Raw genomic sequence first — 18,315 nt, forward strand, 5'->3', positions numbered from 1 at the left:
ATAAAAAATTGAAGCGATATTCAGCTACCAGCCAATGGCCTTATCATCCCCCCGCGGATCTGCCCCACCCTGATAGTTACCCCATTGGGTCCTCAAAATAGCGTCCACCCTTCCAATCGATCCTCTTGGTACAATATTATAACCTTTAGCCTTTAATTTTTGGGTGGCCAGGCTATCAATTGCCTCTTTTTCTACATACACTTCGTCGGGTAACCACTGGTGGTGAAATTTTTTAGCCGCTACTGCTTGTTGCATCGACATACCGAAGTCAATTACATTAATAATGGTTTGGAATACCGAAGTAATAATGGTTGAACCTCCCGGGGTACCCACAACCATAAATAATTTTCCGTCTTTTTCAATAATGGTTGGTGTCATCGAGCTTAACATTCTTTTATTTGGTGCAATGGCGTTGGCTTCGCCACCAACCAAACCATACATATTTGGTGCACCGGGTTTAACCGAAAAATCGTCCATTTCGTTATTAAGCAGAAAACCTGCACCTTTTACTGCAACTAATGAGCCATACGAGCCATTTAAGGTTGTGGTAATCGAAACTGCATTGCCATCGCGGTCTACGATAGAAAAATGTGTGGTTTCTTCATGCTCCTTTCCTTTAATTTCGCCGGCCAGTACTGCACTACTTGGTGTTGCAGCAGCCCAGTTAAAATTTGCCATGCGGTTTTTATTATAGTCAGTATTTAATAACTGTTGTTGCGGAACCGCATAAAAATCGGGGTCGCCTAAATGTGTAGCCCGGTCTGCATATACCCGCCGTTCAGCCTCTACAATTACCTGCACAGTTGAATCGGCATTGTGTCCCCATTTTTTTAAAGGATAAGGCTCTACTGATTGGAGCAACTGAATTAAGGCAATGCCACCGCTACTCGTTGGCGGCATGGTAATAATTTTATAATCTTTATAATTGCCTGTAATGGGTTTACGCCAGGTGGCATGGTAATTTTTTAAATCTGCTTTGGTAATTAAGCCCTTACCGCGTTGCATTTCGGCTACAACCGAGTCGGCCACAGCACCTTCGTAAAAACCAGCCCTGCTTTTTTCCTGAATAAGTTTTAAAGTATTGGCCAGTTCTTTTTGTACCAATACATCATTTTCCTGCCAGGTATGCTCTAAATTTACAAGCGCTGTACCGTTAGGATTAAAATCCATCAACTTTCTGTGCAAACTATTCAGCTCGGTGGCCTGACGATTAGTAATTTTAAATCCGCTTTGCGCTAAATCTATTGCTGGTTGTAACACCTGTGCCCAGCTCAGCTTTCCGTATTTTTTATGCGCTTCGACCATGCCATCAACCGACCCGGGTACGCCTGCAGCCAGATGCCCATACAAACTCTTGTCTACTATCGGACTACCTGAAGCATCCAGATACATATCCCTGCTTGCTGCTGCCGCTGCTTTCTCTCTAAAATCTAAAGCATTTGTTTCGCCATTTGCTCCTCTGTACACCATAAAACCACCGCCACCTATATTACCAGCATTGGGGTAAACAACGGCAAGAGCAAACTGCACTGCAACCGCGGCATCAACTGCATTACCACCTTTTTTTAAAATATCGACCCCAACCTGCGAAGCTTTGGGATGGGCAGAAACCACCATACCGTTTTTATATTCGCCACTGTTGTTCTTACCTAATTGCCCGGTTACACAACCCGCCAACAAAACAACCACGCTGAGGTAGGTTAACGACCTTTTTAAATTATTGAGGGGCTTTGTAGTTCTCAGCATCTTTATATATCTTTTCAATTACTTCGTTATTTTTCTCTGTAATCACTTTTCTTTTTAAGCTTAATTTTGGCGTAAGTTCACCACCATCAATGCTCCACTCTTTAGGCAATAAAGCAAACCTTTTTACTTGCTCCCATTTACCAAAACCTGCATTTGCCGCTTCAATAACTTCGTTATATTTAGCTAAAACCTGCTCGTTTTTAATGAGCTCATCTATTACTGTAAAGCTAATGCCTTTTCGGCCTGCCCAGGTTTTTAAGGTTTCGAAGTTAGGCACAATAAGCGCCGAAGGAAATTTCCTGTTCTCACCCAAAACCATAATCTGTTCGATAAAGATCGACTCTTTGTATTTATTTTCGAGCATCTGTGGTGCCACATATTTACCACCTGCTGTTTTAAACATTTCTTTCTTACGATCCGTAATCTTTAAAAAGCGACCATCTACCAGTTCGCCAATATCGCCTGTATGGAACCAGCCTTCCTCATCTATCGCCTCGCTGGTTAAATCAGGGCGGTTGTAATAACCTTTCATTACCTGGTGCCCGCGGGTTAGTACTTCGCCATCTGCCGCAATTTTTACTTCTACACCTTTAATTACTTCGCCAACGGTGCCAAACATGGTGCCTCCAAAATGGTTTACGGTAATTACAGGCGAAGTTTCGGTTAAACCATAGCCTTCGAAAACCGGCATACCAGCTGCCCAGAAAATCCTGGCTAAACGCGGGTTTAACGCTGCCCCACCTGATACAATTACCACAATTTCTCCGCCCAGGGCTTCCTGCCATTTTTTAAAAACCAGTTTACGGGCAATACCCAGTTTTAAATTATACCAGGCACCTGCGTTAACCGAATATTTCTCGGCCAATGCAACCGACCAGAAGAAAATGCCTCTTTTAACACCTGTTAAAGCTTTGCCTTTCTCCATAATCTTATCGTACACTTTTTCGAGCAGACGGGGAACGGTAGAAAATGCATTAGGTTTTACATGCTGAATATCGGCAACAATGGTTTCCATACTTTCAGCATAATACACTGCAGTAGAGTTGAACAGGTACAAATAAATGATCATCCGTTCGAAAATATGCGACAAAGGCAAAAAGCTAAGCCCTTTTTTAACACCTTCGGGTATTACAACTGATGAGTTGACAAAGTTGGCCACCAGGTTATTGTGCGTTAGCATTACCCCTTTAGGGGTGCCTGTTGTACCTGAAGTATAAATCAAAGTTAAAACGTCTTCGGGTTCAACTTTTGCCCGATAATCGTCGAGGTTGATCTCTGTCGCCACTTTGCCATCAGCTATCAGTACATTCCAGTTTTCCGCTTCGGCAATTTCGTTGAAACTATAAATCTTAATGGCCGGATTTATGGCATCGGCACAGGGTTTTATTTTTTTATACAATTCTTCGTCGGCCACAAATACGATCGAAATCTCAGCATCCTTTAATATAAACTGAATATCGTGTTCGGCCAGTGTTGGGTATAATGGAATTTGGTAAGCCCCTATTTGGTTGGCAGCAAAATCGGCAATGTTCCATTCGGGCCGGTTGTGCGACATTACAGCCACTCTTCCGCCTTTATTAATACCTTGTTTAATTAATCCGCGACTTAAATTATCTACCGCAGTACAAAAATCGGCTGTACTATAATTTATCCATTTCCCCTTAATTTTTCCGCTGATGAATTCCTTCTTGGGATTTTCGAGGCTATATTTCAAAAGATCAAAAACCCGTTTAATTTCTGCCGCCATATGAATTGTTATTATTTGGTTAAGTTAAAAAATCAATCATAAAGATTGATCATTATGTGTCTCTTTAATTAAAATAATACATCCTGCTTAGCCAAAAGCTGTATTTATTCTGATCAAAAATTTAAAACTAAACTTAGCAATTACAAAATTACTATGCAAGCATTGTTTTTTAATCGTTCCTGATTTTGACCTTAAAAACAGAAACGGCATTAAAGTTGTTAAGCTGATAATTATTTTACAAAAACATATCAATTATGAAAAAGTTATTTACAATTTTAGGATGCATTGCATTATTCGCACTGAGTACAACAAACGTTAAAGCTCAAAACTATAAAACCGGCTTAGGTTTAGGTATCGATTTTGGTGATGGTGCTACTTTGGTAGGTCCATCTATCAGACACCATTTTAGTCCAAAAGCTGCTATTCAGGGTGATGTTCTATTTGGTGGTAACTCTACAATTATCCAGGGCTTTTTACAGTACAATTCTTCAATTCCAGGCGCAAGAGGTTTAGACTGGTATATTGGTGGAGGTCCTTCAATTCAATTGTATGATGGTGGTTCTAACTTTTTTCTGGTTCCGATGGTTGGTTTAGATTATAAATTTAGTGGTGCACCATTGGCTTTAGCTTTAGATTGGAGACCAAGAATTTATTTGGGCAGCAACGACAGTGATTTTAATGCCGGCCGATTTGGTTTAGGTTTTAGATATACTTTCTAAGCGAAACGTAGCGCGCAGGGTGCTAAGCATAAAAAAATCCCGTAAGNNCTTACGGGATTTTTTTATGCCCAATTGAGCGCTGCTAACTGAAAACTGTTAACTAAACTCCTGTCCATTTTTTCAATACAGCTTTTTGAGCGGCTGTTGCATTTTCGTTAACGGTTGCCTTTAAGCGTACATTTGGATTTTCTTTAAGGGTTAAAGAAAATTCTTTCTCCAGGCCATCCCTGATTACTTTAACGCTTAGCTGATCGCCTGCTTTTTTATTGGTAATAAGCGGCAAAATATCTAACGAAAATTTAGGATCTTTCAGTTTTACACTTTTCAATGCTTCACTCAACGACAATCCATCAATTTGCACAATAACATCGTTAACGTTTAAACCATTTATCCAGGCAGCCGAATTTCGGACAACCGAAGTTACTTCTAAACCAATATTACCCAACTGAACTGCAGCACCGGTAACGGGTTTCCCTGGAGTGGCATTTTCGGTCGCAACATCAACACCAGCATAGCCGAAATATTTTACATACTCTACATCATCAACACCGTTAACGTATTTTGCCCAGAAATTGGTAAAACTAATTCCCGATATTTTTTCAACCATGGCTTTAAATTCGGCATCGGTATAGCCGCGTTTTAAAGTTTTGCACTGCAAGTACATGGCTTTCATTACATCATCCAAACTTTTAGTGCCTTTTGTAGCATTAATAATTTCGAGATCCATCAAAATACCAATTACCTCACCTTTATTGTAGTAAGAAATTGAATTGTTTTTTGAGTTCTCGTTCGGACGATAACCGATAATCCAGGCATCGTAACTAGAAGAAGCGGCTGATTGGTATTTGGCACCAGGTGTATTTAAAACTGTACCTACACCTCCTGCTAAATCTTTCAAAAATTCGTTTACATCAGTAAAACCTGCACGGTGCAAATATTTATTCTCATAATAAGAGGTAAAACCTTCGGCCACCCAAAGGTTAGTGGTGTAATTCTCGTTATCGTAATCGAAAGGGCCTAAAGCAACAGGACGCAAACGTTTCACATTCCAAAGGTGGTGATATTCGTGCGCAACCAAACCTAAAAAGCCTTTATAACCTTCGACAGTATTGTAAGCATTTCTGGTAGCGCCTAAAGTAGTAGAGTTTAAATGCTCTAAACCACCGCCACCTTTTAAAAAGTTATGTACAATAAAAAGATAGTATTTATTAGGGTTTTCGCCATAAACTGCAGTTTCTTTCTCTACAATTTTAGCCATATCTACTTTAAGTTTTTCTTTATCGTAGTTACCACCACCATACATGGCCACTTCATGGCGAACACCCGCAGCAGTAAACTCAAAAGTATCCTGGTTACCTACTTCAATCGGGCTATCATATAAAATATCAAAATCAGTAGCTTTATAAGTAAACTGTTCGCCTGTAACCGGGGTTAAGCCTGTTGAAACTTTAGACCAGGTATTAAAAGGAATAATTTTAACCGTACTTGGCGATTTAATCATGCCATCAGGGTGCATAAAAATTGCAGTAGGCGATAAAAATGCATGCGACTCATCGATAAATGCAGTACGAACAGAAATTTCGAATGCATAAACGCGGTAATTAATCTGAATATCTTTGGCATTTGCCGAAAAGATTCTCCAAATATTTTTTCTTACTTTTTCTACTTTAACCGCTTTACCGGCTGCAGAAGCTTTAAACTCTTCTACACTTTTTTCAAATTCGCGTACCAGGTAAGAACCAGGGGTCCATACCGGCATCTTTACATCTACATAATCTTTTGCCAGTCCAGAAATATTCATCTGCACCTCTGCATAATGTGCTTGTGGTTCTTTAAAAGAAACCTCAAAGCCTATTTTTACCTGCGCCTTCGCTGCCATAATACACGTTAGTAGTAAAACTAAACTTAAAATTGATTTTTTATTAAACATATTCACTGTGTTTTGCTGCAAATTTAGATTTATTGATGGGTTTTCAGTATGAAATAGCTAAATGTGGTGTAAAATTTTCATTGTATCACAGTTGATAGTTAATGGTCTTTTGGTCAGCCAAACTATAAACGTCAACCATAATTCTTGCCTCTAACTAAGTTGTAGCATATAAATGCCAATTACATCTTGTTCACGAATAGTTAACTCCCAGCTGAAAACTGCAAACTCCAAGCTGTAGCGCTGTAACATCCTTAATACAACAAATTTAGGACTAAACTATTTGGATATTTTTGCCCTCTAATGCTAGGGTATTAATGCTATTTTAATGTCCGGAACAAGCACGACACAAATTTAAACATGAAGAAAAGGTATATTTTTTATGCTGTTTTAGCTCTGGGCCTGGCCTATCTGGTATATTACAGAATTAACGCAAACAAAAAACTAGAGGGAAAAGGCGGAGCTTCTGCCGGTGCAGGAAAAGGTAAAGCAGGCGATAAAGACGGAAAATCGGCGCCGCTTGTGGTAGATGGTATTGTGGTAAAACCGGTATCGTTTAACAACGACCTGGAAGTAACCGGCGCCATTGAAGCCAATGAATCGGTAGTATTAAAAAGTGAAGTATCGGGGTTGGTTACCGGAATTTATTTCCAGGAAGGCACCACTGTAGCTAAAGGAAGTGTGCTGGTAAAAGTAAACGATAGAGATATACAGGCGCAATTGCAGGATGCGCTAACCAAGCAAAAACTTTCTGCCACCAACGAAAATCGGGCAAAACAACTGCTGGCCAAGGGGGCAATCAGTCAGGAAGAATACGACACGGCCCTGGCAGATTTAAAATCTTTACAGGCACAAGCGCAATTAATCAGGGCGCAATTAGCAAAAACTACTATCCGGGCGCCTTTTACAGGCCGGGTGGGTTTACGCAGTATCTCTGCCGGAACCTATTTAACACCTGCCACCGTAATTGCCAATCTGGTGAGCACCAATCCGGTTAAGGTTACCTTCTCCGTACCAGAGAAATACGCCAGTCAGGTTAAAATAAATTCTGAAATTATTTTTACTACCGATGGTTCTGCCAAACAGAACAAAGGAAAAGTATATGCCATAGAGCCGGGTATTAATGCAGCAACACGCACTTTACAAATCAGGGCTTTGGCGCCAAATGCCGATAATGCACTATTGCCGGGCTCATTTGCCAAAATTAAACTGGCCTTAAACACCCTTCAAAATGCGATCCTGATCCCTAACGAAGCTGTTATTCCGGTTTTAAAAGGCAAAATTGTTTATATACAGAAAGATGGCAAAGCAAAGGAAGTTAATGTAGAGGCCGGTACCCGTACCGATGAAAACATTGTAATTACTTCGGGATTAAAAGCAGGCGACACAGTTTTAACCACAGGCTCGATGGCTTTGAAGAAAGATGCGCCGGTTAAAGTTCATTTGGTTAAAGAATAATTATGAGCATCTCCACCACGAGTATAAAAAGGCCTGTTCTGGCCATTGTGATGAACTTGCTGATTGTCCTTTTCGGGATAATTGGCTATACCTTTCTGGGGGTGCGCGAGTACCCTTCTATCGATCCGACGGTGGTTTCGGTAAGAACCTCCTACCCTGGTGCCAACTCGGATATCATTGAATCGCAGATTACCGAACCGCTTGAAAAATCGATCAATTCGATCGATGGGATCAGGAATATTTCTTCGTCCAGTAACCAGGGAGCCAGTAACATCACCATTGAGTTTAATCTCGATAAAAACATTGAAGAGGCAGCCAATGATGTTCGTGATAAAGTTTCGCAGGCAGCCAGAAACTTGCCTAAAGATATTGACGGATTACCTGTTGTAAGCAAGGCCGATGCCAACTCTGACCCGATTTTATCGATGACGATCCAGAGTGATAAGCGCAATACACTCGAGTTAAGTGATTTTGCCGAAAATGTAATTGCAGATCGTATTCAAACCATTCCGGGAGTAAGTAGTGTTCAAATTCAGGGGCAGCGTAAATATGCCATGCGTATTTGGATGGATCCGAATAAACTGAGCGCTTATGGCTTAACCTCGCAGGATATTGTTACCGCTCTGGACAATGAGAACGTAGAGCTTCCATCGGGAAAAATTACCGGGGCCACTACCGAACTGACCGTAAAAACCCTTGGTAAATTGACCAACGAAAGCCAGTTTAACAACCTGATCCTCAAATCAGACAGCAACCAGGTAATTAAATTAAAAGATGTGGGTTATGCCGTTCTGGGGCCTGAAAACGAGGAGACTATTTTACGCGAATCGGGCAGACCGATGGTAGCCATCGCTATTATCCCTCAACCCGGAGCCAATTATCTCGATATCAGTAAAGAGTTTTACAAACGTTTCGATAAATTAAAGGCCGATATCCCACAGGATATTAAATTAAAAGTAGCCCTAGATAATACCCTTTTTATCAAACGTTCGGTTACCGAAGTTGCCGAAACCATCGGTTTATCGCTGGTACTGGTAATTTTAATTATTTACCTGTTTTTTAGAGACTGGGCCATCGCCTTCAGGCCGTTGATTGATATTCCGGTGTCGCTCATTTTCACGTTTTTTATCATGTATGCCTTTGGCTTTTCGATAAACGTATTGAGTTTACTGGCCATTGTACTGGCAACAGGTTTGGTGGTGGATGACGGTATCGTTGTTACCGAAAATATCTTCAAAAAGGTAGAAGAAGGCATGTCGCCATTTGAAGCTGCCATAAAAGGATCAAACGAAATCTTTTTTGCTGTAATATCAATCTCTATTACACTTGCCGCAGTGTTTTTACCGGTAATTTTCTTACAGGGATTTGTGGGTCGTTTGTTCAGGGAATTTGGGGTGGTAATCGGTGCTGCGGTATTGGTATCAGCTTTCGTTTCGCTTACCCTTACACCGATGCTAAATGCCTACCTGATGAAAAAAGGCGGGCATAAACCATCGCGTTTCTACAACTGGACTGAGCCTTATTTTGTAAAGTTAAACGATGCCTACGAATCGAACCTGAATAAATTTTTAGATAAAAGATGGCTTTCCGTACCGATTATCCTGGTATGTATGGGCCTTATTTTTCTTTTCTGGAAGATACTGCCAAAAGAAACTGCCCCGTATGATGACCGCAGTGCCATCAACATTAACGTATCTACGCCAGAAGGAGCTTCTTTTGCCTATACCGATAAGTTTATCATGAAACTGAACCAGTTGGTGATTGATTCTGTTCCAGAAAAGAATGTGAACATTACCATCAGCTCACCAAGTTTTGGTGGCTCGGGTGCTGTAAACTCAGGTTTTGTGAGGATGGGTTTAACGGATCCGGAAACCCGTGAACGTTCGCAAAAGGATATTGCAGATATGCTTACCCGGATAACCAAAAAATACACAGAAGGAAAAACAATTGTGAGCCAGCAGCCTACCATTTCAGTTGGTCGCCGGGGCGGCTTACCCATCAGTTACATTATTCAAGCACAAAATTTTGAAAAGCTACGTGAGAAAATTCCATTGTTTATGGATGCGGTAGCCAAAGACCCTACATTTACAGTTTCGGATGTGAACCTGAAATTTAACAAGCCGGAAATTAACCTGACCATCGACCGCGACAAAGCCAAAAATTTAGGTGTTTCTATTTCAGCCATTGCACAAACTTTAAATTTAGGACTCAGTGGGCAAAGGTTTTCTTACTTTTTTATGAACGGGAAACAGTATCAGGTAATTGGCCAGTTCGATCGCGGCGACAGAAAAGATCCTTTGGATTTGAGCTCGGTTTATGTACGTAATGATAAAGGCGAACTGGTTCAGCTCGATAATGTGGTTACCGCTAAAGAAGAAAGCAGCCCGCCACAATTGTACCGGAACAACCGTTTTATTGCGGCTACCGTTTCGGCAGGCTTAGCGCCGGGTAAAAGTATTGGCGAAGGTATAGATGCCATGGATGCCATATCTAAAAAAGTATTAGACGAAACCTTCTCAACCGACTTGAGTGGCGAATCGCGCGATTTTAAAGAAAGTTCATCTAACACATTCTTTGCCTTCGGCCTGGCCCTGTTGCTGGTTTATTTAATCCTTTCGGCACAGTTCGAAAGCTTTAAAGATCCGATTATTATCATTTTAACAGTACCTATGGCCGTTGCCGGAGCATTTTTATCGCTCTGGTTATGTGGCCAAAGCTGGAATATCTTCAGCCAGATTGGTACCATTATGCTTATTGGTTTGGTAACTAAAAACGGCATCTTAATTGTAGAGTTTGCCAACCAGCTTAAAGAAAAAGGCATGGCCATTCCCGAAGCCATCAGAGAAGCTGCAGTTTCACGTTTACGCCCTATTTTAATGACCAGTTTGGCCATTGCCATTGGCGCCTTGCCTATTGCACTTGCTTTGGGTGCGGCTGCAAAAAGCAGAATGAGTATGGGAACCGTAATTGTAGGTGGTACGTTATTCTCTTTGGTATTAACACTGTTTGTAATCCCAGCCATTTACTCTTATTGGGCCAAACCTTACAAACCGAATAAAGAATTAAAAGAAGCCCATCGTTTTGAACAGTAAGCTTTACATATAGAAGAATAAGATGAGCAAGAAATTAAGAATATTTATCCTGCTGATAAGCTTATCGCTTTCGGGTTTTGCACAGCAAAAGCTAAGCCTGCAAGAAGCCATTACCATTGCTTTACAGAATAACTACGATATTAAAATCAGCAAAAATCAGATCGACATTGCAAAAAACAATGCCAATATTGGTAATGCAGGTATGTTGCCTAATCTTTCGGGAAGTTATACCAATGGCGGGAGTATCCAAAATACGCGGCAAACGCCTGCAACCGGGCCAGATAGGGTAATTACGGGTGCCAAAAGTACCAATAACAGTTATGGTGCCGATTTAAACTGGACCATTTTTGATGGTTTTAGCATGTTCGCCAATTACGACCGCCTGAAGGAGCTGCAAAAACAAGGCGAGCTGAATGCCCGTTTAACCATTTTAACTACCGTAGCCGATGTAATTACTGCTTATTACGATGTGGTAAGGCAACAACAGCTGGTTATCGCTGCTGATAGTGCTATGGATGTTTCCGTTTTGCGCGCCAATATTGCCAAAACAAAATTACAACTCGGCCGCGGCTCAAAACTGGATGTATTAAGCGCACAGGTAGATTACAATACAGATACTTCAAGCTACCTGCAGGCAAAAAACACTTTGCAGGTGGCCAGGGTACGTTTAAATCAGTTAATGGTGAGGGATATTAGCACTTCATTTTCGGTAGAAAATAAAATTGATGTAGATAAAGGTATTTCGTTTAGTAAAATGGCCGAAATGGCCGAACAACAGAACCCAAATGTGCAAAACGCATTTATTAACCAGCGCATTGCTGCTCTAAATCTAAAATCAATCCGCGGGGCTAGGTACCCATCGGTAAGCTTAAATTCGGGTTACAGCAGGGCAAACAGTACCAGCCCAACAGGCTTTAACCAAAAATTTGCTGCAAACGGATTTACCTATGGCGTTACCGCAAGTATTAATTTGTTTAATGGCTTTTTACAGCGCCAGCAAGAGCGGAATGCAAAAATAGAGATAGATAACTCTGCCATTACCCTAAACAAAACGAAGCTGGATGTAAATTCGCAATTGCTTACCGCATACGAAAATTACAATACCTATCTGGATTTGATTAAGCTTGAGCAGCGAAATGTAGATATTGCCAAAGAAAATCTGGATATTACCTTAGCGAAATATCGCTTAGGCAGCATTGCCCCGTTAGAACTGAGAGAAGCGCAGCGTAATGCCATTGATGCACAAAACCGTTTCATTGAAATGCAGTATCAGGCCAAAATAGCCGAAACCACATTAAAAGCAATTAGCGGAAGTATTGATTTGATTAAATAAGCCGGGCGGGATTAATCTGAAACGCACAAATAAAAAATTGTTGTTTACGGTTAAAAAACATTAGGGACTGTTATTAAAGCTATTTTTGTAATTAAAAACACAATAATATCTGATTGTTGGTTAAAATGCGTAAACTATTGATTAAAAACCTTTAATAAAGCACATGGTGGTTAAAATACTGCTAATAAGCGTTAAAATGAGGTAACGAAATTATTTCAAGTTTAAAATTCTGTAATTTATCTTTATATTTAATCCATGATACTTGTTGCAGATAGTGGCTCTTCAAAAACCGATTGGATGGGCTACCACAATGGCGAAACAGTTAAGTTTAGCACGCCGGGAATAAACCCTTATTTTTTAAGTGAGCAGGAAATTTCCAAGTTAATTTCTAAAAACGAATCCTTAATCCAATATGCAGATGAGGTTAAAGAGATTTATTTTTTTGGGGCGGGTTGCTCCTCTCCTGATAAGCACGAAGTGGTTTCGAACGGGCTATCAACCATTTTCACCAAAGCTTTTATTTCTGTAGATCATGATCTTTTAGGTTCAGTGTATGCTACCTGCGGAAATGCCGAAGGCTTAAATTGTATTTTAGGTACAGGGTCTAACATTTGTTATTTCGACGGTAAGAAAATACACGATGGCCACCACGGCTTGGGTTATGTTCTAGGCGATGAGGGTTCGGGTACCTTCTTTGGAAAAAAAGTATTGTTAAGTTACTTATACAATAAAATGCCTTCAAACTTAGCAGCAGAGTTTAAAAAAACCTTCCCTGCAGAAAAAGAGCAGATTATTACCAACGTGTACCAAAAACCATTTCCAAATATATATTTAGCAGGTTTTAGCCGTTTTATGGCTAACCACAAAGACCACCCTTTTATTCAGGAAATATTAAGAAAAGGCTTTCAGGAATTTGTAGATACCAACGTTAAAGATTATCCCAAACATAAAAATGTACCCTGCCATTTTGTAGGTTCTATTGCCTACTATTATCAGGACGCACTCATTTCGGTATTGGTAGAAAACGGCATTGAGCCCGGCAAAATTTTACAAAAACCAATTGATGAGCTGTTTAATTTTATTTTGCACAAAGAGGGCATCATTCAGCAAGCCAGTTAAATCAAAATCTACTTTAAAGCTATAATAAATTGTTAAAATATGCTTAAGATTGTAAACATAAGCCCACAAACTTTTGTTATACTTTTAACAGCATATAATTGCGAATACATATGAAGAGAATACTGGTAGTAGATGATGATATTGAGGTTTTAGAAACCATACAATTGATACTGGAAATTGGCGGCTTTAAAGTTTCTGCACTAAATGACGGGGAAGAAATTTTCAACCGGATAGCGCAGTTTAACCCTGATTTGATTTTACTGGATATTTCGCTTGGACATATAGATGGGCGTATTTTGTGCGAGCAGTTAAAGTCTATTGAAAGCACTTCAAAGATTCCGATTTTACTGATTTCGGGCTTATACGATCCCAAAGATTTTACCACGCTAAACTATGGTCAGGATGATTTCTTATCTAAACCTTTCCAGATGGATGTGTTGTTGAAGAAAATTTCAAAAATCCTTTCGCTTGAAGAAGATCAACCTAGTTTTCTTTTGAATTAAGCGTAACATACACGATTTTAAAGCCAAAGAACCCAGCGTTTTTTGGCTTTCTTTTTAGCGCCATTCCCTCTCCCTCTTCCATCTGTCATTTTGGCAAATAAAACCCTTTGGAACAACCCTTGTTATGCAAGGATATAGATTAAACAATTTATTCACATATGAGCATACAGGAAAAAGGAAATATCTCGATACATACTGAGAACATCTTCCCGATAATTAAGAAGTTTTTATACTCTGATAACGAAATTTTTCTTCGTGAGTTGGTTTCTAACGCGGTAGATGCAGTTCAAAAAATTAAAAGATTAGGCTCTTTGGGCCAGTTTAACGGCGAAGTTGGCCAGCCATTGGTACAGGTTGCTGTTGATAAAGAAGCAAAAACCATTACCATCAGCGATAATGGTTTGGGTATGACTGCCGAAGAAATCAAAAAATACATTAACCAGGTAGCATTTTCAGGTGCAAGCGAGTTTGTAGAAAAATTCAAAGACGCCAAAGATGCCAACGAAATCATCGGTAAATTCGGTTTAGGTTTCTATTCAGCATTTATGGTGGCAGATTTGGTTGAAATCCAAACTTTATCATACCAGGATGACGCTGAGCCTGCACGTTGGGTTTGTGATGGCAGTACCGAATTCGAAATTACCGAAGGTACCAAAACCAGTCGCGGTACAGATATTATCCTGCATGTAAACAAAGATTCGGAAGAGTTTTTAGAAGAATCAAAACTTCAGGAAATTCTTGATAAATACGCTAAATTTTTGCCTGTTCCAATTAAGTTTGGTACCAAAACAGAATCTGTTGAAGATGGTGTTGATGAAGAAGGTAAAGCAAAATACAGCGATGTAACCGTTGATAACATCGTCAATACCACCAACCCTATATGGACAAAAGCGCCTGCAGATTTGTCAGACGAAGATTACCTGAATTTTTACCGCGAATTATATCCATTTTCGGAAGAGCCTTTATTCTGGATCCACTTAAATGTAGATTATCCGTTTAACTTAACCGGTGTGTTGTATTTCCCTAAGTTGAAAAACGACTTTGAAATGCAACGCAACAAAATCAAATTATACTCGCGCCAGGTGTTTATTACCGACGAGGTAAAAGATATCGTACCTGAATTTTTGATGTTATTGCATGGTGTAATCGATTCGCCGGATATTCCGTTAAACGTATCACGTAGTTTCTTACAGGCCGATAGCAACGTTAAAAAGATCAATAACTACATTACCAAAAAGGTAGCCGATAAACTTGCTGAATTATTTGCAAAAGACCGTAAAGCTTACGAAGATAAGTGGAAAGACATTGGTCTTTTTGTTAAATACGGAATGATTAGCGAAGAGAAATTTTATGATAAGGCTAAAGATTTTGCATTGGTTGGCAACACCAAAAACGAGCTTTATACCTTACCAGAATACAAAGAGAAAGTATCGCCTTTACAAACCGATAAAAATGGTAGCGTGGTTTATTTATACACCAACGATGCTGCTAAACAGGATGCCTTTATACAATCGGCCAATAAAAAAGAGTACGATGTACTGGTACTGGATTCGCCAATTGATAACCATTTCATCAATCAGTTAGAGCAGAAGCTTGAAAAAACATCAATCAAACGTGTTGATTCGAGCGTTGCTGATAAGCTGATTGAAAAAGATGAGCAAAACGAGCACGTTTTAACCGAAGATCAGGTTAAGGAAGTAACCGGCATTTTCGAAAAAGCCATTACCAAACCTGGTATGCATGTAGAAATTGTGGCTTTACACCCTGAAGAGTTACCTGTTACCATTACAATGGATGAGTTTATGCGCCGTATGAAAGATATGGCTGCTATGGGTGGCGGAATGGGCTTTTATGGCCAGATGCCAGACAATTACAAAGTTGCCATTAACGGTAACCATAAGTTGATTGGTAAAATCCTTAAATCGGAAGAGGCTGAGCAAAGTACCTTAGCTAAGCAAGCAGTAGATTTAGCCTTGTTGGCACAAGGCATGTTAACCGGAGCTGAGTTAACTGCTTTCGTTAGCAGAAGCGTAGAGCTAATTTAAGCAATCTTAAAGCTAATATATTTAAAGGGGAGACCATTTGTGGTACTCCCCTTTTTTGTGGTTTAATAAAAAATCAAGGCATAAAAAAAGTCCCGATTTACATCAGGACCTTAGGTAAGAATTTTCGGGAACTCTTAGATTAAAATTAATATTTTATTAGCTGGCTAATACGCCTTGTTTCTGATCTACATTAAAGTAATCTTTATGCTCTTCGATCATTTTAGCAATAGTTGCAGCTTTAGTATCAGTGATTTTAAATTCAAACGCAGGCTCCTGGTTTTTCTTTGATCTAACCATTTTCTCTGTGTAAAAACGGTACACTAAACCATTGGTTAATAAACCATATTTAGCTTTTGTTTTACGGAAATACTTAGATAAGCGCGAATCGTGGATATCTAAATTATCGTTATGGTGTTTACACTCAACCAAAATAGTTGGCTCGCCATCTTTCATAATGGTGTAATCTACCTTTTTACTTTTCTTAACCCCAAAATCTAAAACTGCTTCAGACTGAACCTCAGAAGGATCGAAGCCTAAAATTTGAATAAAAGGCATTACTAAGGCATTCCGCGTTAAATCTTCAGATTGAACTTGTGGAAGCATTTTCTTAATTCTTACGGCAAATTGCCCGATTTCGTCTTTTAATTCCATGGTAATATCTTTGTTGGTAGTTAATTTTTTAAGTTATATTGATTGAATACCGAGTTAGCCGTGATGATGATCTGATCTAAACTTTGTTTATCGAAAAAATTCCTGTTCAACATATCAACCATATAAGTCAGTTTAGTAATATCACCGGCGCGCATGGTAAATTGAAAACTTTTCATCCCATCTTTAATCGCCTGCTGAACGTAATTACGCACAACCAAAAAAGATTTTCTAAAAGCGTATTCGCTATCCAGCTTACCTTCTACCAAATTTTTCATATCGAGATTGCTGTACTCATTCTGCATTCTCTGATAAATATCTGCGTTCACCCCCTGTTTTTTGAGGATCCCGTTGTAGTAGATCTTATTAAGTAAGTACTCGTATTCGTTGTGTTTCATTTTAGAGGAAGATAGATGTAGGGGAATATTTTTCTTGTTTTTCGGTATTATTTACTTTTCTTGTTTTTCTATTGTTAATTTTTAACCCAGTATTGTATGGCCTGTTTTTAATTTACTTATCTACAGGCTACACAAGATTGGGCAGGCAGATGTTTTTCATCGGGAGCTTTTTAACACTTCCAATTATTTGTTTTTGGCAAACAGTTTAAAGATTAGAAAAAGAAGTTAGGCTGGTAAGTTTTTTACATCAACCCCGGAGAATTTTACACGAAACCCCCGGTTTTTTCAGATAAAACCGGGGAGAAGTTTTTTTTAGCCCTATTATTAAATCAATGCATTTTTATTTAACTTGCAATCAAATCATAAAAACAAACATATTTAATAATCATGAATCTAAAATGCGTTGTTATTGACGACGAGCAACATGCAATTGAGGTACTAACGGATCACATTGCCGAAATGCCTGGTTTAACGGTTTTTAAGACTTTTACCAGCCCTGTACAGGCACTTACAGAAATTAGTGTTGACGATGAGATTGATTTATTGTTTATGGACATTGACATGCCAGGCATAAACGGTCTGGAGTTGGCTAAAAACATCAGAGAGAAAGCGAAATACCTGATATTTACTACCGCACATCCAGACTACGCCCTACAAGCATTTGATGTACAATCGGATCAATACTTACTTAAACCAATTTCCTTTGCAAAATTTGCATTAGGCATTGACCGGATTTTAAAGAAAGAGGCCAACGCTGCAAAAGCTACTCCGAAAGAAGCTGATCAGGTTGCTGCCCTTTACATTAAAGGCGATCATAAGTATGCTTTTTCAAACATTGCCATTGATGAGATACTTTACATCAAGGCTTTGCAAAATTACATCCAGATAATTACCAAATCTGAAACCCATACAACCTACCTTACATTAAAGGAGATCGAAAAAGCGCTTGAAACTCATGCGTTTATCAGGGTAAACAAATCAAATATTGTTGCCAAAACTGCCATAAAAAAGGTTGATGGCAATATTATACGTTTGGTAAACAATGAAATGATACAAATTGGCGAAGGTTATAAAGATGCTTTCTTTGCCTATGTTCAAAGTAGTTTACTAAAATCGACTAGAAACCAGTAGTAGTAAGCACAATGATGCTCCAGGTACCATTAGTGGCAATTGTTTGACTTTGATCGGTAATTGGATTGGTTTCAAAGTTATTTTGGTCTTTGATACTTTTATAAACGAATACTGTTTTTTTAGTCAATTTGGCTGTTTGTTGCATTTTCATGATTGAATATACTTTAAATGTTAGAATTATATGAAGAACGGCTATTAAAAAAAATCGCCCGTTCGTGAATTATTAAAAGTTATTAAAAGCGAACTGTTAACTAGATAGCAAAAATCCAGGTACCGTTTGTTGCAATAGTCTGGCTTTGATCGGTAATTGGGTTAGTACTGAAGTTGTTTTGATCTTTAATGTTTTTATAAACAAATACAGTTTTTTTTGCAAGTTTAGTTGTGTGTTGCGCTTTCATGGTATATTATTTTAGATGTGATTTTTTATTGTTGTTATTAATTTCTGTAAA

15 protein-coding genes are annotated in these 18,315 nt (G+C 39.1%); 8 read left to right on the plus strand and 7 right to left on the minus strand.

Going from position 1 to position 18,315, the window contains the following annotated elements:
• Window positions 1-24 precede the first annotated feature (24 nt).
• A complete protein-coding gene (gene ggt, locus DBR40_RS14580; protein ID WP_124560491.1) occupies window positions 25-1,746 on the minus strand; it encodes a gamma-glutamyltransferase in 1,722 nt (573 codons plus the stop codon).
• A complete protein-coding gene (locus tag DBR40_RS14585; protein ID WP_124560492.1) occupies window positions 1,718-3,493 on the minus strand; it encodes an AMP-dependent synthetase/ligase in 1,776 nt (591 codons plus the stop codon). The genes ggt and DBR40_RS14585 overlap by 29 nt, the downstream gene beginning before the upstream one ends.
• A gap of 254 nt (window positions 3,494-3,747) precedes the next feature.
• Between DBR40_RS14585 and DBR40_RS14590 the strand changes: the two genes are divergently transcribed.
• The gene (locus DBR40_RS14590; RefSeq protein WP_124560493.1) at window positions 3,748-4,212 is read left to right on the plus strand and encodes a hypothetical protein; all 465 of its coding nucleotides are present in this window, start codon (window positions 3,748-3,750) and stop codon (window positions 4,210-4,212) included.
• 100 nt (window positions 4,213-4,312) lie between these two features.
• On the opposite strand, the gene DBR40_RS14595 is transcribed toward DBR40_RS14590, so the two are convergent.
• Complete coding sequence (locus tag DBR40_RS14595) at window positions 4,313-6,091, minus strand: M61 family metallopeptidase (RefSeq protein ID WP_233603897.1); 1,779 nt, start codon at window positions 6,089-6,091, stop codon at window positions 4,313-4,315.
• A 408-nt stretch (window positions 6,092-6,499) separates the two neighbouring features.
• On the opposite strand from DBR40_RS14595, the gene DBR40_RS14600 reads away from it, so the two are divergent.
• From DBR40_RS14600 to htpG, 6 genes are all read left to right on the plus strand, one after another.
• Window positions 6,500-7,597, plus strand: coding sequence for an efflux RND transporter periplasmic adaptor subunit (locus DBR40_RS14600; protein WP_124560495.1), 1,098 nt, complete (start codon window positions 6,500-6,502; stop codon window positions 7,595-7,597).
• Window positions 7,598-7,599: 2 nt separating this feature from the next.
• Window positions 7,600-10,689, plus strand: coding sequence for an efflux RND transporter permease subunit (locus DBR40_RS14605; protein ID WP_124560496.1), 3,090 nt, complete (start codon window positions 7,600-7,602; stop codon window positions 10,687-10,689).
• 22 nt (window positions 10,690-10,711) lie between these two features.
• Complete coding sequence (locus tag DBR40_RS14610; RefSeq protein WP_124560497.1) at window positions 10,712-12,022, plus strand: TolC family protein; 1,311 nt, start codon at window positions 10,712-10,714, stop codon at window positions 12,020-12,022.
• Between the two features lie 255 nt (window positions 12,023-12,277).
• Window positions 12,278-13,141 carry an N-acetylglucosamine kinase gene (locus DBR40_RS14615; protein WP_124560498.1) on the plus strand — a complete coding sequence of 288 codons (864 nt, stop codon included), beginning with the start codon at window positions 12,278-12,280 and terminating at the stop codon, window positions 13,139-13,141.
• A gap of 110 nt (window positions 13,142-13,251) precedes the next feature.
• Complete coding sequence (locus DBR40_RS14620) at window positions 13,252-13,644, plus strand: PleD family two-component system response regulator (protein WP_039471507.1); 393 nt, start codon at window positions 13,252-13,254, stop codon at window positions 13,642-13,644.
• 158 nt (window positions 13,645-13,802) lie between these two features.
• A complete protein-coding gene (gene htpG / locus DBR40_RS14625) occupies window positions 13,803-15,689 on the plus strand; it encodes a molecular chaperone HtpG (RefSeq protein WP_199748353.1) in 1,887 nt (628 codons plus the stop codon).
• A 156-nt stretch (window positions 15,690-15,845) separates the two neighbouring features.
• On the opposite strand, the gene DBR40_RS14630 is transcribed toward htpG, so the two are convergent.
• Window positions 15,846-16,340: a type I restriction enzyme HsdR N-terminal domain-containing protein gene (locus tag DBR40_RS14630; protein WP_124560499.1), complete on the minus strand. Its 495-nt coding sequence runs from the start codon at window positions 16,338-16,340 to the stop codon at window positions 15,846-15,848.
• Window positions 16,341-16,360: 20 nt separating this feature from the next.
• Window positions 16,361-16,735, minus strand: a complete 375-nt coding sequence (locus tag DBR40_RS14635; RefSeq protein WP_124560500.1) for a hypothetical protein — start codon at window positions 16,733-16,735, stop codon at window positions 16,361-16,363.
• Window positions 16,736-17,122: 387 nt separating this feature from the next.
• On the opposite strand from DBR40_RS14635, the gene DBR40_RS14640 reads away from it, so the two are divergent.
• A complete protein-coding gene (locus DBR40_RS14640; RefSeq protein ID WP_124560501.1) occupies window positions 17,123-17,866 on the plus strand; it encodes a LytR/AlgR family response regulator transcription factor in 744 nt (247 codons plus the stop codon).
• Here DBR40_RS14640 and DBR40_RS26710 read toward each other — a convergent pair.
• Window positions 17,853-18,017, minus strand: a complete 165-nt coding sequence (locus tag DBR40_RS26710; RefSeq protein WP_158674055.1) for a hypothetical protein — start codon at window positions 18,015-18,017, stop codon at window positions 17,853-17,855. The two genes, DBR40_RS14640 and DBR40_RS26710, sit on opposite strands and share 14 nt — an antisense overlap.
• Window positions 18,018-18,117: 100 nt before the next feature.
• Window positions 18,118-18,264, minus strand: coding sequence for a hypothetical protein (locus tag DBR40_RS26715; RefSeq protein ID WP_158674056.1), 147 nt, complete (start codon window positions 18,262-18,264; stop codon window positions 18,118-18,120).
• Window positions 18,265-18,315: the final 51 nt, after the last annotated feature.

It is taken from the genome of Pedobacter sp. KBW01 (genome assembly GCF_003852395.1).
Classification (GTDB): domain Bacteria; phylum Bacteroidota; class Bacteroidia; order Sphingobacteriales; family Sphingobacteriaceae; genus Pedobacter.